At 61.2% G+C, this 20376-nt stretch carries 18 protein-coding genes and 1 pseudogene; 14 read left to right on the plus strand and 5 right to left on the minus strand.

From position 1 onward, the window contains the following. Positions 1-294 precede the first annotated feature (294 nt). The 11 genes and pseudogenes from JQ617_RS09640 to JQ617_RS40440 all read left to right on the plus strand — a co-directional run bounded on the left by JQ617_RS09640 (position 295) and on the right by JQ617_RS40440 (position 10743). Entirely contained in the window at positions 295-2517 is a 2223-nt protein-coding gene (locus JQ617_RS09640; protein ID WP_212026120.1) for a hypothetical protein, read from the plus strand. A 432-nt stretch (positions 2518-2949) separates the two neighbouring features. Further along, positions 2950-3258: a CBS domain-containing protein gene (locus tag JQ617_RS09645; RefSeq protein ID WP_212026121.1), complete on the plus strand. Its 309-nt coding sequence runs from the start codon at positions 2950-2952 to the stop codon at positions 3256-3258. Further along, positions 3258-3947 (plus strand): acylneuraminate cytidylyltransferase family protein, encoded by a 690-nt coding sequence (locus JQ617_RS09650; RefSeq protein ID WP_145661475.1) that lies wholly within the window; start codon positions 3258-3260, stop codon positions 3945-3947. Before JQ617_RS09645 ends, JQ617_RS09650 begins: the two co-directional genes overlap by 1 nt. After that, the gene (locus tag JQ617_RS09655; protein ID WP_212026122.1) at positions 3940-4704 is read left to right on the plus strand and encodes an SDR family oxidoreductase; all 765 of its coding nucleotides are present in this window, start codon (positions 3940-3942) and stop codon (positions 4702-4704) included. The genes JQ617_RS09650 and JQ617_RS09655 overlap by 8 nt, the downstream gene beginning before the upstream one ends. Then, entirely contained in the window at positions 4701-5549 is an 849-nt protein-coding gene (locus JQ617_RS09660; RefSeq protein WP_349630604.1) for a sugar phosphate isomerase/epimerase family protein, read from the plus strand. Before JQ617_RS09655 ends, JQ617_RS09660 begins: the two co-directional genes overlap by 4 nt. Next, positions 5546-6307, plus strand: a complete 762-nt coding sequence (locus JQ617_RS09665) for an SDR family NAD(P)-dependent oxidoreductase (protein WP_212026123.1) — start codon at positions 5546-5548, stop codon at positions 6305-6307. Before JQ617_RS09660 ends, JQ617_RS09665 begins: the two co-directional genes overlap by 4 nt. A gap of 14 nt (positions 6308-6321) precedes the next feature. Beyond that, a complete protein-coding gene (locus JQ617_RS09670) occupies positions 6322-7161 on the plus strand; it encodes an SDR family oxidoreductase (protein WP_212026124.1) in 840 nt (279 codons plus the stop codon). Positions 7162-7474: 313 nt separating this feature from the next. Then, positions 7475-7759 carry a hypothetical protein gene (locus tag JQ617_RS09675; protein WP_212026125.1) on the plus strand — a complete coding sequence of 95 codons (285 nt, stop codon included), beginning with the start codon at positions 7475-7477 and terminating at the stop codon, positions 7757-7759. Between the two features lie 19 nt (positions 7760-7778). After that, complete coding sequence (locus JQ617_RS09680; protein ID WP_212026126.1) at positions 7779-7928, plus strand: DUF5989 family protein; 150 nt, start codon at positions 7779-7781, stop codon at positions 7926-7928. Positions 7929-7934: 6 nt separating this feature from the next. Then, a pseudogene (locus tag JQ617_RS40435) lies at positions 7935-9732 on the plus strand (carbamoyltransferase family protein); the annotation flags it as partial. A 129-nt stretch (positions 9733-9861) separates the two neighbouring features. After that, entirely contained in the window at positions 9862-10743 is an 882-nt protein-coding gene (locus tag JQ617_RS40440; protein ID WP_502754878.1) for a class I SAM-dependent methyltransferase, read from the plus strand. Between the two features lie 160 nt (positions 10744-10903). Here JQ617_RS40440 and JQ617_RS09690 read toward each other — a convergent pair whose 3' ends face one another. Further along, the gene (locus JQ617_RS09690) at positions 10904-11302 is read right to left on the minus strand and encodes a hypothetical protein (protein WP_212026127.1); all 399 of its coding nucleotides are present in this window, start codon (positions 11300-11302) and stop codon (positions 10904-10906) included. Positions 11303-11993: 691 nt separating this feature from the next. Between JQ617_RS09690 and pseB the strand changes: the two genes are divergently transcribed. The 3 genes from pseB to pseF are packed head-to-tail and all read left to right on the plus strand — an operon-like array spanning position 11994 to position 14868. After that, positions 11994-12995, plus strand: coding sequence for a UDP-N-acetylglucosamine 4,6-dehydratase (inverting) (gene pseB, locus JQ617_RS09695; RefSeq protein WP_212026128.1), 1002 nt, complete (start codon positions 11994-11996; stop codon positions 12993-12995). Beyond that, positions 12992-14167, plus strand: a complete 1176-nt coding sequence (gene pseC, locus JQ617_RS09700) for a UDP-4-amino-4,6-dideoxy-N-acetyl-beta-L-altrosamine transaminase (protein WP_212026129.1) — start codon at positions 12992-12994, stop codon at positions 14165-14167. Before pseB ends, pseC begins: the two co-directional genes overlap by 4 nt. Further along, on the plus strand, positions 14164-14868 hold the full coding sequence (gene pseF / locus JQ617_RS09705; protein WP_212026130.1) for a pseudaminic acid cytidylyltransferase: 705 nt from the start codon (positions 14164-14166) through the stop codon (positions 14866-14868). Before pseC ends, pseF begins: the two co-directional genes overlap by 4 nt. On the opposite strand, the gene JQ617_RS09710 is transcribed toward pseF, so the two are convergent. The 4 genes from JQ617_RS09710 to JQ617_RS09725 all read right to left on the minus strand — a co-directional run bounded on the left by JQ617_RS09710 (position 14865) and on the right by JQ617_RS09725 (position 20089). Further along, positions 14865-16064 carry an HAD-IIIA family hydrolase gene (locus JQ617_RS09710; RefSeq protein ID WP_212026131.1) on the minus strand — a complete coding sequence of 400 codons (1200 nt, stop codon included), beginning with the start codon at positions 16062-16064 and terminating at the stop codon, positions 14865-14867. The genes pseF and JQ617_RS09710 overlap by 4 nt on opposite strands. 66 nt (positions 16065-16130) lie before the next feature. Continuing rightward, on the minus strand, positions 16131-16970 hold the full coding sequence (locus JQ617_RS09715) for a GumC domain-containing protein (RefSeq protein ID WP_212026132.1): 840 nt from the start codon (positions 16968-16970) through the stop codon (positions 16131-16133). Beyond that, positions 16970-18403, minus strand: coding sequence for a DUF6418 domain-containing protein (locus tag JQ617_RS09720; RefSeq protein ID WP_212026133.1), 1434 nt, complete (start codon positions 18401-18403; stop codon positions 16970-16972). Before JQ617_RS09720 ends, JQ617_RS09715 begins: the two co-directional genes overlap by 1 nt. Before the next feature lie 174 nt (positions 18404-18577). After that, positions 18578-20089 (minus strand): lipopolysaccharide biosynthesis protein, encoded by a 1512-nt coding sequence (locus JQ617_RS09725; RefSeq protein WP_212026134.1) that lies wholly within the window; start codon positions 20087-20089, stop codon positions 18578-18580. Between the last annotated feature and the right edge of the window lie 287 nt (positions 20090-20376).

Genomic DNA, 20376 nt, shown 5'->3' on the forward strand with positions numbered 1-20376 from the left:
AGTCTTTCGAATATCATCGGGGCAGGCCCTCACTTCAACGACGGTTATCACTTTTCAAGTTAGGCGGTGCAATACCTTCCTTATCAAGAGCTTTGTTAACCAGTACTGTCGCCTTTCGGTTACACCCACCGTTCGCGGAAAGCCCGATCGAGAAACCTTAGATCACAAGGTGGCATTGCAGCCACAGATTTGCTACCTGCTTTTCCTGCCAAAGTTCGCGCGAGAGTTGAGCGCTGTATATCGAATTTCAAAGCGCGGGGCTCTAAGACGAGCTTTGCCCCCAGGACAAGTAATGTGACCAGCTACAACCAACGTGCCCTTATTTGGGCTTGCCTGTCTGCTCTCGTTTGTCTCTTCATTTTCATCTTCGCCGGGCCGCAGATCACGGACTTCTGGTACGGCAACGCCGACACCGTTTGGCACATTGAATCGGTCTCCCTGTCGCTCTACGGCCGTTTCCACGGCGCAGCCCTCGTGACCGACGCGTATTCGGGAGAATTTCCGACTTACTACAATTTTCTCTCCGACTGGCTGATCAATCTGATCGCTTACGCGACTCGGCTTCCTCCTTTTCAGGCACAGGCGGTGATCTATGTTCCGCTTCTGCTGACTCTATTGTTTCTCGGATCCTATTTTTCCATGCGCGCGCTCGACATCGACCGGTGCGTTGGGGTGTTCATGGCCCTGCTGGTGGTCGGAGCTGGAGAAACCCCATTCGTCCACTATCTCTATCCCATTCTCGAGCGCTTTTCCGGCGTATCACAGACGAGCGGCAACTTGATCCCGCCTGCGGAGAGCATGGGAGTTGCATCCTCTCAGGATTTCGGATGGGTGCTGTTTCTTCCCGTGCTTGCATCTCTATACTGCGCGAAGAGAGGTGACCGCGCGATCGTCACCCTTTTCGCAGGCGCTCTGCTCGGCTTGGCCTGTCTTGCCCACACTCTCACCTTTCTTCAGCTCGCAACCACCGTGAGCGTTTACGTCGCCGCCGATGGCATCGCCAGTCTGATTCGGGCTGGACGAATTGGTAACGCCATAGCTCGGGCCAGCGTGATCGTTATCGTCCTCGCCCTGATGATCGTGCGAGGCAAGATGGTTGGGCTCTCGATGCTCAGCTTCGTGATATTCTGGTCCACTTGTTTCCTTGCCTCATTGGTGGAGGCGCGAAGTGTGCGATTCACGGCCATCTACGGTGCCAGCGCGGCGATCGTAGCGTCACCATATGCACTTCAAATTTGGCAGCTGTCGCTGCAAGCTGGACGCTTTGAGGAGGTTGACTCCTACGCGAGGGTCCCAACGATTGAATTTGTCCTATTTCATCTCGTCTATATCGCCGCAGCTTTGATTGTGCTTCTGAACGCTCGCAGGCTTGGCCGGCTGGACCGGTTGATCTGGTTGTCGGTCATGTTACTCGTATCCGTGGGCATGGGGCTCGGAACGTTCGGACTCAACAGCCATGCCTATCGATTTTGGACCAATGCCATTATCCCGTTTGCCCTATTTGCCGGTCTTTCGGTTGCCGTTCCGTCCTCACTGAGCCGCAAGATTGTGGTTGGCCTGATCGTGCCGTTGGTGCTGATTGGGGTCATCAGAAATTTGTGGGTTGTGCGTTATCCGTTGCCTCAGGCGATCAGCCGAACCGTCGGCTCCGTCGAGAGCTACAACGGAGCACGTCCCTTGCCGTCAGGGGCAGCGGCGTTGCTAGATCAGATTCGAGAACAGACTGCGTCGCTTCCGCCCGGCAGCAGGTTGCTTGTGCCCCCGGAGTACGACTACCCCCAACAGGCTTACAGAAATGGCTTGATGTTGGCAGTATCAAGCGTTCCAAGCTTCGTACCCGACCCCCGCTATATTATGTGGCACGATCTTTACGTGGATCGTGTCGCCGTGTTCTGCAGTCTGTTTCCCGCCTATCCGCAATTCGATATGCACACGAAGACGAGGCTCTGTGACAAGACACCGAAACAGCTTGCTCCGGGGCACCTCGATTTGATCGACGCCCGCGCAGGTACCGATGTGCTAGCCCTCTATCGCATCAAATTGCTTGCCCTGCTTCAAGGCCCTCCGGCTGATACGATGATTGAACAAGCTCAGCGGCTGGGCCTGAAACTGATCTACGACAGAAGCGGCAGCATGCTGTGGGACACAACTCCACAATCCGATCCGGACAGAATTTCCTTCGGTGCCGCGACATATCGTGAGCCTAACCTCTCGATCGCCATGGTGGCGCCTCAGGCGGGACGCTACATCGTCGTTTTGGCCGGAAGGGAAATTGCGACCACCCTTCGTCAACTGCAGTCGGGTAATACACCGGTTGAGCTTCATCCGCTTGGAGCAGATGCCATCGCTGCAATAATGGACTTACCTTCTGGATCGTCTGAGATGACGTTCACCTTGACGTCCGATCGCCGCTTCCGGAGTGTGTTTCCCACTCCGATCCGATTGATCGTGGGGGTCAAGCAAGAGGCCGCTGAGAAGGTATTCACCGGTCCGTCGCTCCAACAGTTGTTGCGGTGACAATTCATAGCGGCAGGCCGCGGGAGATTCGATCCTTGATTTCTGCAGCCTTTTTCAGGCCCCCGCCAACAGCAGGAACGCCTTCACAAACAATGCTAAGGGCTTCCCAGTGGCCCGCGCACGACAGCCCCTACCTTGACCGCTGCCGCTGACACTACGCACGTGAGTTCGCCAGACGACTTGTCATCAGTCAAATGACACAGGACCACCGGATAGCCATTCAGGGCATTGTGCCCCCATGCCCGGTCTCGAAAAACACTAAAAATGGGAGGCGCCCAGACGCTCAGGCCGGTATTTCGAGTATACATCGGATTGCGCCCGTGCGGCAACTTGCGTCGTGCGCCTGCCTTGGCGTATCTAGGACACCTATCTGGCCTTTTCTAGCTATTGGCGCCGGAGGTAACAACCTGAATTGCCTCAGCTTTTGGACCCATGGCCTTGATCACCACAAACCTCGTGACGATCGCCGAGACGGAGACGATCGAGGAAGCGCGCCGGCCGCTGAATGCCAATACGCTCGGCATCCTGTTTGCGCAGGATCCGGAGGGGACAGTAGTCGGCGCCGTAACCGATGGCGCCATCCAAAGGCGGATGCTGGCCGGCTCCACCATCCACGCCCCCGTTGCTACCTGTGTTAATCGCAACTTCGTCTGGGCGCGCTCCGGCGGACCGAGAGAGGGCCACAAGAACATGGGCGAAGGCTTCTGGACCGCGCTCGAACGTCTCGAGGGACACATCTGATGGCGCGCAAGACGCTGGCCGTGATCGCCGCGCGGGGCGGCTCCAAGGGCATCCCGCACAAGAACCTGCTCGATCTCTGCGGCAAGCCGCTGATTGCCTGGACGGTCGAGCAGGCGCGCGCCGCGCGGGGCGTCGACGTCGTGGCGGTCTCGTCGGACAGCGACAGGATTCTGGAAGCGGCGGAAGCCGCCGGCGCGGTCGGCGTGCAGCGTCCCGACGATATTTCGGGCGACCTCGCCTCCTCCGAATCCGCCTGGCTGCATGCGCTCGAGGCCATCGACGAGCGGATGGGCCGCTTCGAGCGCATCGTCGCGCTGCAGGCGACCTCGCCGATCCGCGAGCCCGCTGACATCGAGGCGGCGCTTGCGACCTTCGATCGCGAGCATCTCGACAGCCTGCTTTCGGTTTGCGAAGTCGAGGATTATTTCAACTGGCGCATCGGCGCGAGCGGACCGGAGCCGATCAATTACGACTATCACAACCGCCGCATGCGCCAGCAGATCGAGAAGCGTTACCTCGAGAACGGCTCCTTCTACGTGCTCATTCCTTCACTCCTGCGCGAACAGAGCAACCGTCTCGGCGGCAAGATCGGCTTCCATGTGATGGAGCGCCACAAGATGTTCCAGATCGACCGCACCGAAGACGTCAAGCTCTGCGGGGCCATCATGCGCAGTTACGGCTATGCCTGACCTCAGCGCCTTCTCTCTTGCCGGCAAGATCGCCGTCGTCACCGGCGCCTCGCGCGGCATCGGTGCTGCGATTGCAGCCGGCCTCAAGGAGGCCGGCGCCACGGTGTTCGGCCTCAGCCGTTCCGGGACCGCACCGCAAGGCGTCGCCGCCATAGCCTGCGATCTCTCTGATGATGGCGCGGTCGGGCGCGCGTTCGACGCCATCGCGGCCCAGGGCGGACGCATCGATGCGTTGGTCAACGCGGCCGGCATCAGCCTTCCGCCGCAGGGAGCCGAAAGCGAGCTCGCGCGCTTCCGCGCCACGGTCGCGACCGACCTCACCGGCGTCTACGCCACGATCCTTGCCGCCTATCCGCTTCTGAAGACGACGGGCTCGGCCGCCATCATCAACGTCACCAGCATCAATTCGATCCGCGGCTTCCCCGGCAATCCCGGCTACGTCGCGGCGAAAGCGGGTCTCTCCGGCCTAACACGGGCGCTGGCCGCCGACTATGCTAGCGACGGCATCCGCGTCAACGCGCTGGCGCCGGGTTACGTCGCAACCGAGATGACCGCCAAGAGTTTTGCCGATCCCGCCATGCACGAAGACAGGCGCCGCCACACCATGCTCGGCCGCTGGGGGCAACCCGGCGACATGGTCGGCGCCGCCATCTTCCTGGCGTCGGATGCCTCGGCCTATGTCACCGGCCAGGAGATCTTCGTCGACGGCGGCTGGACCGCCAAGGGCCTTGCCACCAGCTCGGATAACAAGTCGTGACCGCAACATCGCAACGCATCGGCTTCATGCAGGGACGCCTGTCGGCACTGGTCGACGGCAAGATCCAGGCGTTCCCGTGGGATGAATGGCGCGAGGAATTTCCGCGCGCCAAGGCGCTCGGCCTAACGCGGATGGAATGGACCATCGATCAGGAGCGGCTGCGGGAAAATCCGCTCGCGACCGAGGACGGACAGGCCGAGATCGCCGCGCTGGCGCGCGAGAACGGCCTGCGTATTCCAAGCCTGACCGGCGACTGCTTCATGCAGGCGCCGTTCTGGAAAGTCGACGCCGTGGTGCGCGACGTTCTCGTTAGCGATCTCGATCTCCTGATCGCCGCCTGCAGCCGGATCGGCATCGAATTCGTCGTGATCCCGCTGGTGGACAATGGCAAGATCGAGCGCGAGAGCGAGAGCGACACGCTCAAGCGGGTGTTGATCGCACGCCGCGAGCAGCTTACCCGACAGAACGTCAAGATCGTCTTCGAGTCCGACCTGCCGCCGCGCGATCTCGCCTGGTTCATGGAGGCGTTTCCGCAAGACGTCTTCGGCATCAACTATGACAGCGGCAACAGCGCCTCGCTCGGCTATGACAGCAGCGAGGAGATCGAGGCCTACGCGCCCCGCATTCTCAACGTGCATGTGAAGGACCGCATTTGCGGCGGCACTACCGTGCCGCTCGGCACCGGCAACGCCGACCTCGCCAAGACGATCCGGCTGATCGAGCGGTCCGGCTACAAGGGACAGTACATCCTGCAAACCGCGCGCGCGGCCGACGGCGACCACGCCGGCGCGCTCGCCCGGTATCGCGACATGACGATCGGCTGGATCGAGGATGCGGCGCGATGAAGCTCGAGCTGGAAGACCGCGTCGCGCTCGTCACCGGCGCCAGCCGCGGCATCGGCCTTGCCATTGCCGCTGCGCTGGCCGCGGAGGGCACGAAGGTCGCGCTGGCAGCTCGCGGCACCGACGCGCTGAACGCGGCGCGCGCGACCATCAGTGGACAGAGCTCGGTCCATATCGCCGATGTCGCCGATCCGGCGGCCGCTGCGGCCCTGGTGCAGGATGTTGAACGTCAATGGGGCCGCCTCGACATCCTCGTCTGCAATGTCGGCAGCGGCGCCTCCGTCCCGCCCGGCAAGGAGACTGCGGCTGAATGGTCGCGGCTGATGGACCTCAACTTCTTCGCCAGCACCAACACGATCGAGGCCGCGCGGCCGCTGATGGCGCGCGGCAGCGGCGACCGCTCCATCATCTGCATCTCCTCGATTGCCGGCATGGCGGCGCTCGGCGCCCCCGTGACCTACTATGCCGCGAAGGCGGCGCTGAACGCGACCGTGCGCGGGCTGGCGCGGCCACTGGCACTCGACGGCATCCGCATCAATGCGGTCGCCCCGGGCAACATTCTCGCTGCCGACGGGACCTGGGCGCGCAAGCTTGCCGAGAACAAGGCCGCGGTCGAAGACATGCTCGCGCGCGAGGTGGCGCTGAGCCGGCTCGGCAGGCCGGAAGAGATCGCCGACCTCGTCGCGTTCCTCGCCTCGCCCCGCGCGGCCTTCATCACCGGCAGTGTCATGGTCGCCGACGGCGGCCAGTTGCGCAGTTGAACAGGAGCCGTTCCATGGCAAGCCCGTCCTCCCGCTATGACCTCACCGGGCGCACCGCGCTCGTGACCGGCGCCGGCGGCCTGCTCGGGCGGCAGCATGTCGCAGCGCTGTGCGAAGCGGGCGCGCGCGTCGTCGTCACCGAGATCAACCTTGCGCAGGCCGAGGCGGCGATCGCCGCATTGAAGCAGGCAGCGCCCTCCGCCGATCTGATCGCGCTCGCGCTCGATGTCACTGCGCAGGATTCGGTCCGCGCCGCGAGCGAGCAGCTCGCAGGCCGCGGCGTCAGCGTCGATATCCTCGTCAACAACGCCGCCATCGATCCGAAGGTGACGTCGAGCCCGGGCGTCATGCACTCCTCGCGCTTCGAAGCGTTCCCGGTGCCGCAATGGCAGACCGAGATCGCCGTGGGCCTGACCGGGGCGATGCTGTGCGCGCAGGAGTTCGGCGGCCAGATGGCTCGGCGCGGCCGCGGCGTGGTCCTCAACATCGCCTCCGATCTCGGCGTGATCGCGCCTGACCAGCGGCTCTACCGCCAGCCGCACGTGACGCGCGAGGAGGAACAGCCGGTGAAGCCCGTGACCTACTCGGTGATCAAGCACGGGCTGATCGGCCTGACCAAATACCTGGCGACCTACTGGGCCGACCACGGCGTCCGCGTCAACGCGATCTCGCCGGGCGGCGTCTTCAACAACCAGGATCCCGCCTTCGTGGAACGCCTCACCCGCCTGATCCCGATGGGACGCATGGCCGAGGTCGACGAATATCGCGCCGCGGTCCAGTTCCTCTGTTCCGATGCGTCGAGTTACATGACCGGGCAGAACCTGGTCATGGACGGTGGCCGAAGCGTGTGGTGAACGCCACATCAAGCTCAACGACGGCAGCGTTCTGGCCCGGGTCGATGTTTCAGGGAAACCGTTGCTTCGGGGCGCCAAGCCAGCCCGAACAACCTTGGCCTGTGCGGCAAAACCATTAAATTAGAAGTTTGACAAAATATTGCCAATAGTGAATGTATGTTTCGGGAAAGAATAGCCGGGGCATTGTGATGAAAAGGGCTGAGACCGCCCGGGAGCGTGTCTCATCGGATCGTTCGTTTGGCCTGGTCTTTACGATCTTCTTCGCGCTCATTGCGCTGTGGCCGCTCGTCGTCCGCGGAACGTCGATGCGCTGGTGGCCTTGGTGGTTTCGCTGGTCTTTGCCGCGCCGGCCGCGTTCCGGCCGCGTACGCTCCGACCACTAAATCTCGTCTGGCACAAGATCGGCGTCGCACTGCATCACATCGTCAATCCGGTGATCATGGCACTCATCTACTTTGGCGCAGTCGTGCCGATGGGCCTGATCATGCAGTGGCGCGGCAGAGACCCGCTCCGGATGAAGAATTCCCCCTTACCGGCCACCTACTTGCTGCCACGGCAGCCGCCGTTACCCACTGAATCATTGACCAAGCAATTCTAGTTGTCAAACGGAGGAGCGGGTGTCGTTCCTACTTGAATTCTGGGATTTCATGCGCCAGCGGAAGAAATTCTGGCTGCTTCCCCTCCTCTTGCTGATGCTGACGTTCAGCGGCCTCATCTTCCTCACCAAGGGGTCGGCGATCGCACCATTCATCTACGCGATTTTCTGACCCGCCATGAATATCCTCGGAATATCCGCCTACTATCATGACAGCGCGGCCGCGCTAGTCAGGGACGGCGAGATCGTCGCCGCCGCGCAGGAAGAGCGCTTCACGCGCGTCAAGAACACCAGCGATTTTCCTGCCAAGGCGATCAGCTGGTGTATTGCCCATTCCGGCCTCACGAGCGACCAGATCGACTTCATCGCATTCTATGACAAGCCGTTCCTGAAGTTCGAACGGCTCATCGAAACCTATTCGCCTTCGCGCCGAAGGGCTTTTCCTCGTTTCGCACGGCGATGCCACTTTGGGTCAGCGAGAAGCTGTTCCAGAAAGATTTGCTGCTTCGCCAGTTGAAGGCCATCGACTCCGGGCTTGGCATCACCGAGAAGCTGCTGCTCAGCGAACACCATCTCAGTCACGCAGCTTCAGCCTTCTATCCCTCTCCGTTCGAGGAGGCGGCGATCCTGACCCTCGATGGCGTCGGAGAGTGGAGCACCACGACGGCCGGAACCGGCCGGGGCGGTCAGATCAACATCGACAAGGAGATCCACTTTCCGCATTCGATCGGACTGCTGTACGCCGCGTTCACCTATTACACTGGCTTCAAGGTCAACTCCGACGAGTACAAGGTGATGGGCCTTGCTCCGTACGGAGAGCCGCGATTCGTCCAGACCATCCTCGATCACCTGATCGACCTGAAGCCCGATGGCAGTTTCCATATCGCGCAGGACTATTTCGACTACTGCACCGGCTGACGATGACGAACGAGAATTTCGCTCGTCTGTTCGGCGGGCCGCCGCGCCGCGGATCGACTGACGCAGAAGGAGATGGATCTCGCGGCATCGATCCAGGCCGTGACCGAAGAGGTGGTGCTGCGCCGGACACGCGCGCTTGCGCGCGAGACCGGCATGAAGCGTCTTTGCCTGGCCGGCGGAGTCGCGCTCAATTGCGTCGCCAACGGCAAGGTGCTTCGCGACAGGGCATTCGAGGATATCTGGATCCAGCCCGCAGCGGGCGATGCGGGCGGCGCGATCGGCGCGGCACTCGTGGCCCATCACGCAATGTTGGCGCGCCGAGGCGCCTTGGCGCACGACACGACGGCATGAAAGGCGGATATCTCGGTCCCGAATACAGTGCAGAGCAGGCCCGCGCGGCTCTCGACAAGCACGGCGCGAAATATCGCGAGCTCGACGACGACGCATTGTTTGCGGACGTCACCTCGGCATTGACGCAGGACAAGATCGTGGGGTGGTTTCAGGGCCGCATGGAATTTGGCCCCAGGGCGCTGGGAAACCGGTCCATCCTCGGCGACGCGCGGTCGCCACGGCTGCAGCGCGAGCTGAATCTCCGGATCAAATACCGCGAGAGTTTCCGACCGTTCGCACCCGCCGTTCCGCGCGAGGACGTGGCGGAGTATTTCGAGCTCGACGGCGACAGCCCGTACATGCTGCTCGTCGCACAGGTGCGGAAGGATCGCACCATCCCGATGAGCCCGGAGCAGATGGCGTTGCAGGGCATCGCCAAGCTCAACGTGCCAAGGAGCGACATTCCGGCCGTCACCCATATCGACTATTCGGCGCGAGTCCAGACCGTCCATCCGGAGACGAATCCCCGCTTCTACCAGCTGCTGCGCACGTTTGAGGCGCGAACCGGCAGCAGCGTACTGGTCAACACCAGCTTCAACGTCCGCGATAAGCCCATCGTGTGCGACCCCGAGGATGCCTATCGCTGCTTCATGAACTGCGAGATGGATGTCCTCGTCATCGGCAACATCGTTCTTCGCAAGAAAGATCAGCTTTCGCCGCTGCCACAGGCCGCATCGAACGGCGATACGCTTCTCCCCGCCCGCCTGCTTGCCTGCTTGAAACCGCCGGGCGCCTCGAATGACACCAATCTCGAGCGGGTTGCGGGCGGCTTCCGCTGCCCATCGACCGGCATGGCCATGCCGGATATCGACGGAATTCCGTCGCTACTGCAAAGCGTGACCACGGACGACGCCGCCAGCGTCACCACGAAGATCAAGGCGTTCTGCGAAGAATATCCGTTTCCGAGCTACGAAGGCGTGCAGGAATATGGCGAGCTGGTCAACCGCGGCCAGAAGAACTCCTTCGCCCAGGGGCTGCTCGACGCGATCGGCCACAACAAGCTCATCCTCGAATGCGGCTGCGGCACCGGGCAGATGTCGCAATTCCTGTCGCTGAACAACAACCACGTGCTAGGCATCGACTTGTCCCTGTCGAGCCTCAAGCTGGCCGTCGAGCACAAGCTGCGGAACGGCCTGCAGCGGTCGGCTTTCACGCAGATGAACATCTTCGATCTCGGGATCAAGGATGACAGTTTCGATGTCGTGCTCAGCTCCGGCGTTCTCCATCACACCAAGGATGCGCGCCGGGCGTTTGCCGCGATCATGCGCAAGGCCAAGCCTGGCGGCATCGCCATCGTCGGCCTGTACAATTCGTTCGGACGCGTGCCGACGTTGATCCGATCGAAGCTGATCGGCCTGCTCGGACCGAACATCGACGCCGTGGTCCGCAACCAAATTCGCGACAAGCGCAAGGCCGAGGTCTGGGTCAAGGATCAATACTACAATCCGCACGAGACCTGGCACTCGATCGATGAGGTCCTGGGGTGGTTTGCGGAGAACAACATCGACTATTTGAATTGCTACCCGTCAATCGCCGGCAGCGGCGGCGACGCGGTGGATTTCCTGTCTGCGTCGGATCCCGGCTCCAAATCCGCACGGCTCATCACACAACTGTCTTGGCTCGCGACAACCTCCGAGGAAGGCGCGCTTTTCATCATGAGCGGCAGACGCAGGGCTTGATCGATCGTGCCGGCCCAGACCGGCGGAGGGGATTGGGGATTCATGAAGTTCGGATCGCGGCACGCACTCTTCGTTGGCGCTGGACTGCTCCTGGTATTCGCGATCGCCGAGATCCAGAGCTACGCGTTCGCGCGGCTTTCGATCGCGAACGAGAATGCCTTCATGTTCTACCGCCCCGGACATATTCGACCTCACGGGCAAACAGTTCGCCGCCGAGAACACTGCAGGGCCGCTCGGATGGCCGAGGGACAATCTTCCGCGCCAGCAATCTCAACAACGCGATCCGACATGCGGATCCGCCTTCGGTGACTCCATGACGTATGGCGACGAGGTGCAGGACGACGAGGCCTGGATACATCTGTTGTCCGAGCAGCTCGGCTGCAACGTCGCGAATTACGCCGTCGGCGGTTATGGTCTCGACCAGACAGCGCTGCGCTACGAACTGGTCAAGCCACCAGGGAAATTCGTGATCGTCGGGATCTTCGTCGAGATGCTGCGCCGCGACGTAGCCGCGTCGTGGACGTTCTATCGCGGGCGGCAGCGAGACAACCTGCCGCAATACGCCATCACCAAGCCGATATTCCGATTATCGGAAAGCGGTATCCAGTTGATTTCACGACCGTCCGCGCCGGTGACCCGCCAAGCGATCTGGCAACACCACAAGAACGACTTCTACCTCCGAGCCCTTTGGACGCCGCTGTCGTTCCCCTACAGTTATGCCGCGGCGCGCGCCATCTATCGCCAATTGGTCGACAAGAGCTTTCTCGACAACGAATTTCCCGCGCAGTTCTGGCGACCAGACCATCCTTCGGGTGCCGCCGCGCTGGCCCTGCAAATCCTCGCCAGGATTCGGACGCAGGCCAAGCAGCGGAACCAGCAGTTGGTGGTGGTCATGATCCCGCCGGTGGAATACACCCTGGAACCAACTCTGCCTCATGCGGACTTCATGAAGCAGTTGTCCGGTCAAGCGCCTGGAACGTGCGTCATCGATGTGTCGCAGGCATTGGGACGGAGGCTGCCAAGGTCGGCATCCCGGCGCTCAGAGCGCCCCTCGGCCACTATTCCCCGGCCGGCAATCGGATATTCGCGCAAACGGTTCGCCAGGGCCTGCACGGGTGCGGCGTCGAGGGGGCATGATCCCGGACGAATAACGCTTTGGGGGGAAGAACGTCATGGACGGGCCATGGACCCTATGGTAACCACCTTGGATTCCTGCCATCCCTGCAATACGAGCCGGCGAAGACCCAATCATGTTCGACGACAAATCCGTTCTGATCACAGGCGGCACCGGATCGTTCGGACGCAAATTCGTCGGCAGCGTCTTGAAGAACTTCAAGCCGCGCCGCCTCGTCGTCTATTCACGCGACGAACTCAAGCAATACGAGATGCAGCAGGAGTTCGACCAGACTCCGATGCGCTATTTCATCGGCGACGTGCGCGACGGCGAGCGGCTGCGCACCGCGATGAAGGGCGTCGACTACGTCGTGCACGCCGCGGCGCTCAAGCAGGTGCCGGCTGCCGAATACAATCCCATGGAGTGCATCAAGACCAACGTGCACGGCGCAGAGAACGTGATCCAGGCCGCGCTCGAGGCCAATGTCGAGAAGGTGATCGCGCTGTCGACCGACAAGGCTGCGCAGCCGATCAACCTCTACGGCGCCACCAAGCTCGCTTCCGACAAGTTGTTCATCGCCGCCAACAACATGGCCGGCGGTCACCGTACCATGTTCGCCGTGGTGCGCTACGGCAACGTGGTCGGCTCGCGCGGCTCGATCGTGCCGCTGTTCAACAAGATGATCGCCGACGGGGCCGAGCATCTGCCGATCACGGATCCGCGCATGACGCGGTTCTGGATCTCGCTGCGGCAGGGCGTCGATTTCGTGCACAAAAGCTTCGAGCGCATGTCCGGCGGCGAGATCTTCGTGCCGATGATCCCGTCCGTGCGGATTCCCGATCTCGCAGCCGCAATGGCCCCGAACCTGCCGACCAAGGTGATCGGCATCCGGCCCGGCGAGAAGCTCCACGAAGTGATGTGCCCGACCGATGATTCACATCTGACACTGCGCTTCCACGATCATTTCGTGATCAAGCCGACGATCAAGTTCTTCCGCAAGGACGTCGACTACCTGACCAACCAGATCGGCGAGAAAGGCGCGCCGGTCGAGGACGGGTTCGAGTACAATTCCGGCCGCAACGACCATTTCCTCACCATCGACGAAATCAGGGAATTCAACCGAAACGCGGTCCAATGATCCCCTACGGACGCCAGGACATCTCGCCTGAGGACATCGATGCGGTCACCGAGGTACTGCGCTCGGACTGGCTGACGCAGGGCCAGGCAGGTCCGACCTTCGAGCGCGCGCTCGCGTCCTATTGCAGCGCAGCTCACGCGATCGCGATGTCGAACGCCACCGCCGCACTCCACGTCGCCTGTCTCGCGCTCGACCTCGGTCCGGGCGACTGGCTGTGGACCGTGCCGAACACCTTCGTTGCCTCCGCGAACTGCGCCCTCTATTGCGGCGCTAGCGTCGACTTCGTCGACATTGATCCGCGCACCTACAACATGAGTGTCGCGGCGCTGACCGAAAAGCTTGCGGCAGCCGACAAGCAGGGCCGGCTGCCTAAGGTCGTCGTACCCGTCCACTTCGCGGGTCAATCCTGTGAAATGATCGCGATCCGCGCGCTCGCCGACCGCTACGGCTTCAAGATCATCGAGGACGCCTCGCACGCCGTCGGCGGTGATTATCGCGGCCGCAAGGTCGGCAGCGGCGAGTTCGGCGACGTCACGATCTTCAGCTTCCACCCGGTCAAGATCATCACGACCGGCGAAGGCGGCATGGCGCTCACCAATGATGCCAAGCTCGGCGAGCGCATCGCCTATTTGCGCACCCATGGCATCATCCGCCCGGCGCAGCGCGCCCCGGACGGCCGCCTCTCGAACGAGGAGCGCGACGGCCCGTGGATCTATGAGCAGATCGAGCTCGGATTGAACTATCGTATGACCGACATCCAGGCGGCGCTCGGCACCAGTCAGCTGGCCCGCCTCGATCCGTTCGTCGCCCGCCGCCGCGAGCTCGCCGCGCGCTACGATAAGCTGCTGGCGGAGCTGCCACTGACCTGCCCCTGGCAGCACCCCAACACCAACTCCGCTTGGCATCTCTACGTCATCCGCCTGCATCGCAATGCAATCAAACTCAGCCGGCGCCAAGTGTTCGACGCACTGCGCGCTGCCGGCATCGGCGTCAACGTGCATTATATCCCAGTGCACACGCAGCCCTATTATCAGGGCCTAGGCTTCCGCCCCGGCATGTTCCCGGAGGCCGAAAGCTACTACCAAGATGCCATCACCTTGCCGCTGTTCTCAAAGATGACGGATGCTGAGCAGGACACCGTCGTCGCGGCACTGACGAATATCCTGTCGTGAAGATCGCGGTTATCCCGGCACGCGGCGGCAGCAAGCGGATTCCCCGCAAGAACATCCGCCCCTTCTGCGGGAAACCCATCATCGCCTATTCGATCGACGCGGCACGCCAGAGCGGCCTGTTCGACGAGATCGTAGTGTCCACCGATGACGAAGAGATCGCGAGTCTGGCACGACAGCACGGCGCGGCGACGCCGTTCATGCGGCCGAAGCAAATTTCCGACGACTTCACCGGCACCAATGCGGTCGTCAAACATGCCATCTCGTGGTTCATCGAACGTGGTAGCGAAATCAGCCACGCATGCTGCATCTATGCGACGGCCCCGCTGATCCAGGACCGCTTTATCCGCGAAGCTCATGATCGCCTGATCGGTTCCGACGCCGCCTTCGCATTCTCCATCACCCATTATGCGTTTCCGGTTCAACGAGCAGTGCGCCTGACCTCGGAGGGCCGTGTCGATTCGCTCTATCCGGAACACCGCGTAACGCGGTCACAGGATCTCGAGCCTGCCTTTCACGATGCCGGTCAATTCTACTGGGGCACCACGCGCGCCTTCCTTGACGACGTTCCCATGTTTTCCTCCCGGTCGATCGGCGTGGTGCTGCCGCGCGTGCTGGTGCAGGACATCGACACACTGGAGGATTGGGAGCAGGCTGAACTTATGTTCCGCGTGATCCGGTCGGATTCCAGAGCGACGTCTTAATCCTGGCGATCACCCAGTAGCGGCCGGACAAAGGCTTCAAGATCGGGGCCCTTGAACAGGTGGCCTACGATCCCGGCTGCAACCGCCGCCTGCACGTCGTGTGTATTGTCACCGATCAAAAAGCTCGCTTCGGTCTGCACCGGCCAGCCGTCGAAGCAATCCAGAATCATGCCGGGCGCCGGCTTGCGCCGGTCGCTGGCCCGCCGCCATTGCTCAACGGTTCCATCGACGTGATACGGGCAATACTGGAACTCATCGATATGGGCGCCGACCTCTGCCAGTTCATCGCTCATCCAATCGTGCAGCCGATGAACCGCATCGATACCATAATATCCACGCGCGACGCCTGACTGGTTGGTCACCACGAAGGTGAAATAGCCACGGTCGTTGCACAATTTGATGGCTTCGCGCGCGCCGGGGATCCAGTCGAAATCCTTGACCTTGTGCACATACGCCTTGTCAACGTTCAGCACGCCATCGCGGTCGAAGAAAACGGCAGGGCGGCGCATTCTTGCTGGAAGCTCGCGCCGGGCGCGCTCTAGATCCTCGGGTATGCCGATATCGATGAAGAAGCCGTCATAGAGGGCCGCTTCGAACTGCTCAATCTCGACCAGCCGCGGAAAAATCGACTGCTCGAGGGAGCATGGCAGCTCGTCGATCAGGTCGAGGATGCTACGATCGATGCGGTAGATGCCCGTATTGATCGGTCCGGAGGATTGTGTCCCCGGCGGCAGGAAGCGTTTCACGCTGTTGCGCTCGAGCAGAACGCGGCCGTAGCGATCGCCCGGATGATCCTTCTTCAAGGCCACGCAGACCATTGCCGGCGAATCGGAGGCCGCGAGGTCGAGCAGGTTGAAATCGAAGAAAGAGTCGCCGTTCAGCAGCACGAACTGCGGGTCCAGTTGCGCTGCCGCGTGCTTCAGGGCCCCAGCGGTGCCAAGTTGGGTGGGTTCGCAAACGACCGAGACCGAGGCACATCGCCACGTTCTGCCGTCATAACGCTCGACCACCTGCTCGGCGCGGTGGCCCGCCAGCAGCAATATCCTCTCCATCGTCGGATAGCGCGACACCTCGTCGAGGAGATAGTCCAAAAAGGGCTTTCCGCCAGCGTCCAGTAGCGGCTTGGGAAGCAACTTTGTCCGCGCCCCCAGCCGCGTACCGAGTCCGCCCACCAGAATGACAGCCTGCTTCAGCACAGCGTCTCCTCAAATTTCCCTATGCCCATGATCAAATGTGTGATGTCAGGCGGCTCTGCCTCTCAGTCAATCCTGGCCACTGGTCCTACGCCCCTTTACTAGCGCGAACAGTATGAAGCCGAGCAGCGTGATCGCGACGGCGAACAGCACAGTTCGCCAATGCCTCGAGGATCCAGACACGACCGAGATCTGGAAGTCGTCGTCGACCAATCTCGTGGGGTAAGTTTGGTCAACCGCCAAGCGCGCCTGTAGCGCCAGCTTGTTCGCGCGCACGCTGGCCAGTTGCTCCTCGTACCTCGACGATATGTCCAACAGTAGGACAGTTCCCAACAGCGTCGGCTCTGCCCCAAGGGCCTTTGCCTGGGCCAAGGCTTCCTGGATTCTCGTCAGGTTGGTGAGATAGGCATCGGCTGCGGCGACCTGCGCCTCGATATTGGCCACCCGCTGCTTTCGCTTTTGTTCCTCTTTCTGGCCCAGGAGACGAGCGAACGCACCGATCACCTCCCGGATCAGTCGCTCGTCGGTGGCGCGCACGCTGACAGCGATCACATCGTCCGCGTCAGGCCTGGCACTTAAGCTGTCTAAGACGACCTCTGCCGAGCGCGAGTTGGCGTCGCCCCCCAGATCCACCAGCTCCAGCAAGCGTTTTCGGAAGGACGGGCTGTCAATCGCAGCTATGGCAACGGTCGGCTTTGTCAGCGTGTTTCCATCCACCGCCCCGAGTTGAATAAGCGCCCGACCGCCATAAACCTGAACGGTTCGGCCGGCGAGGACCTGAACGATCGCACCGACTAGGAACGCCGACACGAGCATCAAGAGGAAGTATCGGCGGCTCGCCCGGTACACGAACATGAACAACCCACCGAGGTACTGATCTGCTGAGATCGCGCCCGGTTTCTCTCCCACTATCCCGACTCCTTTTGCATGAGCGTCTGGTAGGGAGGACGGGTCGAGGTAAGCACACCAAGGATGTCGGAGCGCCAACGCTCTTCAGCCACGTACACCACCAGAGCCACAACAACCTTCAACAGGAACGTCAGCTGCACAAAAGAATTGACCATCCCCGAGGCGATACAAATCTGCAATGCGTATAATACGGGAGTGAGGAAAAAGCAGGTTGCAAAACGCTCGTGAACCAGACAACGCGTCAGAAGAAACATAAACTCCGAAAAGATCACTGCCGATATCGCCACCAGGGCGAAACCGCCGATCGGACCGCCCAGCTCGAAAAAGACCTCCGGCCAGCCCCCGGTGTAAGCTGAGCCCTGGTCGAGGATGAAATGCGCTCGCATCTGAGGTAGCGCGGCTTCCATCAGGAGCTGCATGGTCGAATTCCGGTGGGGATCGTAAGGATCCACAAGCAGCTTGTATGCGGCATGAACTCCGTTCCAGCGATCCTGCAGGAAAACCCGTTCATAGGTCATCCACCACATCTCGCCCTGCTGGACGAGAAGGCGTTGCGACACTTTTGTGAAGAGCTCGGCGCCTGCGAAGCCGCGCACGACCGTATAAGAATAGATCACCGCTCCGACAATGAGAGCTCCGAAAACGGCACCCGCGAGTGCAAGACAACGCACGACGGCTCCAGAGATGAGCGGCCGCCCGCTCAAGGCTGGGTGGCTCAAGATCGCAACACCTATCGGCATGGCCAAGAATGACGAATAGGCATAAAGCGACGAGAATCGATGCCCCACCAGAAACAGGTAAAGGATCAGGCCTACGAATAGGTAGCCAAACCGCCAGTCGAATGAATGACCGCGAAATGTCGGCGCCACGAGAAAAACGCCGAGCTGAAACGTCAGCATGGGCCCCCAATCAAGCAGGAGTCTATGCAGCGGACCGCCATAGAGGCGCGAATAGTCGTAACGCTCCATGCCGGCGAACAGTGGGATATGACCTTGCACCAGCAATTCCAGCCATAGGGCGGTAACATAAAACCAGGCGATCCACAATGCTGCGTCCGAAAGGTCGACCAGGCCCCCAGACGCGCGGCTATCAAGCGCGGAACTCCGGTCGGTGAAGAGGGCCTGCAATCGGACCGGCCGGAATGATGCAAGGAAGACTGTAATCAAGATGCCTTGCGCCAATGCCATCGGCAGCGCCGAAATGCCCGGGCCGATGCAGCGCTCCAGTTGTTCGGAGAAGATGGGCCCGAAGACATCGATATAAACCACGGAGCAAAGCCGCCAAGTAAAGGCAAAAAAGACAAAGAAACAAAGCAGCACCAATGCCGGGCGGCGCCATGCAATTGCAACGAATGCACCCAGGACAAGGCAGGCGGCCGACACGCTGACGAGCGCAAAGATAACGGGATCAGCGATCAGCGGCGAAGTTGACATTGTTGTTGTGTTGGCTGCCTTCGGAAATCTCGATGTAAGAACCAAGCGTCGCACGCGAGATGCTGATGCTTCTCGTTATCCAACAAATCGGGCTCTTTGAAAAGACGTGTCTGGTGTTCCGTCGGCATCGGTGCCACGCCCCCTTGTGCCGCGGCTGCCCGCAGATTCGTCGGCCTATTGCCGCTGGATCATCGCTCGAGCAAACCTGCCGACCATCGCACGGTCGCTGTTGGAGAGAATCACCGTGACACTCAACATCCATGCGGCGATGCATCCGATGGATCCGGCGATCATGAGCGCCACGAGGCCGCCAGGCGCCGCATAGAGCTTGTAGACCGCAGCCACCGCTGCGAGGATCGATGCGACCATCGCCTGCCGCCCGACTTGCTGCCAGAACAGCGAGCCAGGTAACCCCATGAACGACAGCATGCGGTGGGCGACGAGTGGGGCGAACATCACGTAGGACACGACCCAACCGAGGATGAAGGCGTCCTCGCGAAACCAGGCGAGTGTGAGTGCCGTGACCAGGTACTGGGTGAAGACCTGCAGGTAGAGATACTTGGTGTTGAGACGCAGGAAATCGGACCGCACCATCAGCGCAGACTGCCCGGCGCCCAGCATCACCGTGATTGCCGGAACGAACAACGACAGGGCGAGCCAAGGCCACTGGTCGGCATGCTGGGATCCGACCCATACCGTTACGATCTCCTTCGAAAACAGAGCGATGACGACGAGCACTGGGATGACGACTGCGGCCGGCAGAACAAGACCATTCCGTCCAAGGATCTGCAATCGCCGCGTATCGGCCGCCTCCTCGATATGGGTGGAGAGCGGTAGAATCGCCGAATACAGCGGTGCCATCATGGTCTTCAGAAATCGCGGCAGGCGCGTGATCAAGTCGTAGGCTCCGACCTCCATCGGGCTGTACAACGCGCCGATCGCCAGAGGTACGACCGTCTGCTGGAGCGCTCCGGCAATTCGGTTGCTAAACATCAGCCAGCAGCGATGGAAGATATCGCGGCGGCTATCCTCGCTCCAGACAATCAAGCGCAACTGAGTTTGGCGCACCGCCACGAAGGTGGCGAGCCCCAGCACCAGATATTTGGCGACGACGGTCGCGAGATAGGAATAGGCCAGCCATTCGAAGGCGACGCCACGCCAGACCGCAAGGTAAACGGCGACGATATAGAGTGCGTTGCTGCCGACCTCCGTCAATCGCAGCCAGCCATATTTTTCGAAACCCTTGAGCGCCCCTTCCGCAGCGAGGCCCAAGAAGGTGATCGGAAGTAGCGCGGCCGTCGTCTTGAGGATGGACACGAATGCTTGAGTTTGCTCGGGCGCGACCCTGAAGACCACGGCGAGTGGCGCCGACGTCATCCAAAGCACGCCCCCCGCGATCAGACCTGTCACAATCGCGATGACGGTCAGCAACGACACTTTCTCGCTTGCGACCGCCCAATCGCGCACCCTGCCGCGCGCTATGGCTTGGGTTGTGAGCTCGGACACGCCGAAATCAATCAGCGAGAGGATACCGGTCGGTAGGAAGATGCGGACCAAGACGATCAGGCCCAACACTGCCAATCCATAGGACCTGGCGATCAGGCCGACGGCAAACAGACCCAATACGCCGGCAATACCGTAGGCGACCGCGGAAATGGCGGTATTGTGGAGGAAGTTCCGGAGCACGGATCAGTTCGCCTTGGCAGCATGTTATCGACAACGGGCAGCTAGCACAGCCCAAAGTCATTCACCATCGCGGGATGCGGCAAGTGGCAGCTGATCGCCAAGCTTCTCAAGATTCCACTACCGCTGTCGCCTTTTGCAAACTGCCAACGCGCCCGTCCTCGTCACGGTATTATAACACCTATAAATCCTCCTGCAACAGGAGGGGGGAGCCAATGTTCCGCCCGAGGATGATCTTGTCGCAAAAGCAACCGGATGATGCCCCCGGGCTTGGCGGCCTGACGCACAAT

The sequence above is a fragment of the Bradyrhizobium sp. KB893862 SZCCT0404 genome, assembly GCF_018130885.1.
Taxonomy (GTDB): Bacteria; Pseudomonadota; Alphaproteobacteria; order Rhizobiales; family Xanthobacteraceae; genus Bradyrhizobium; species Bradyrhizobium stylosanthis.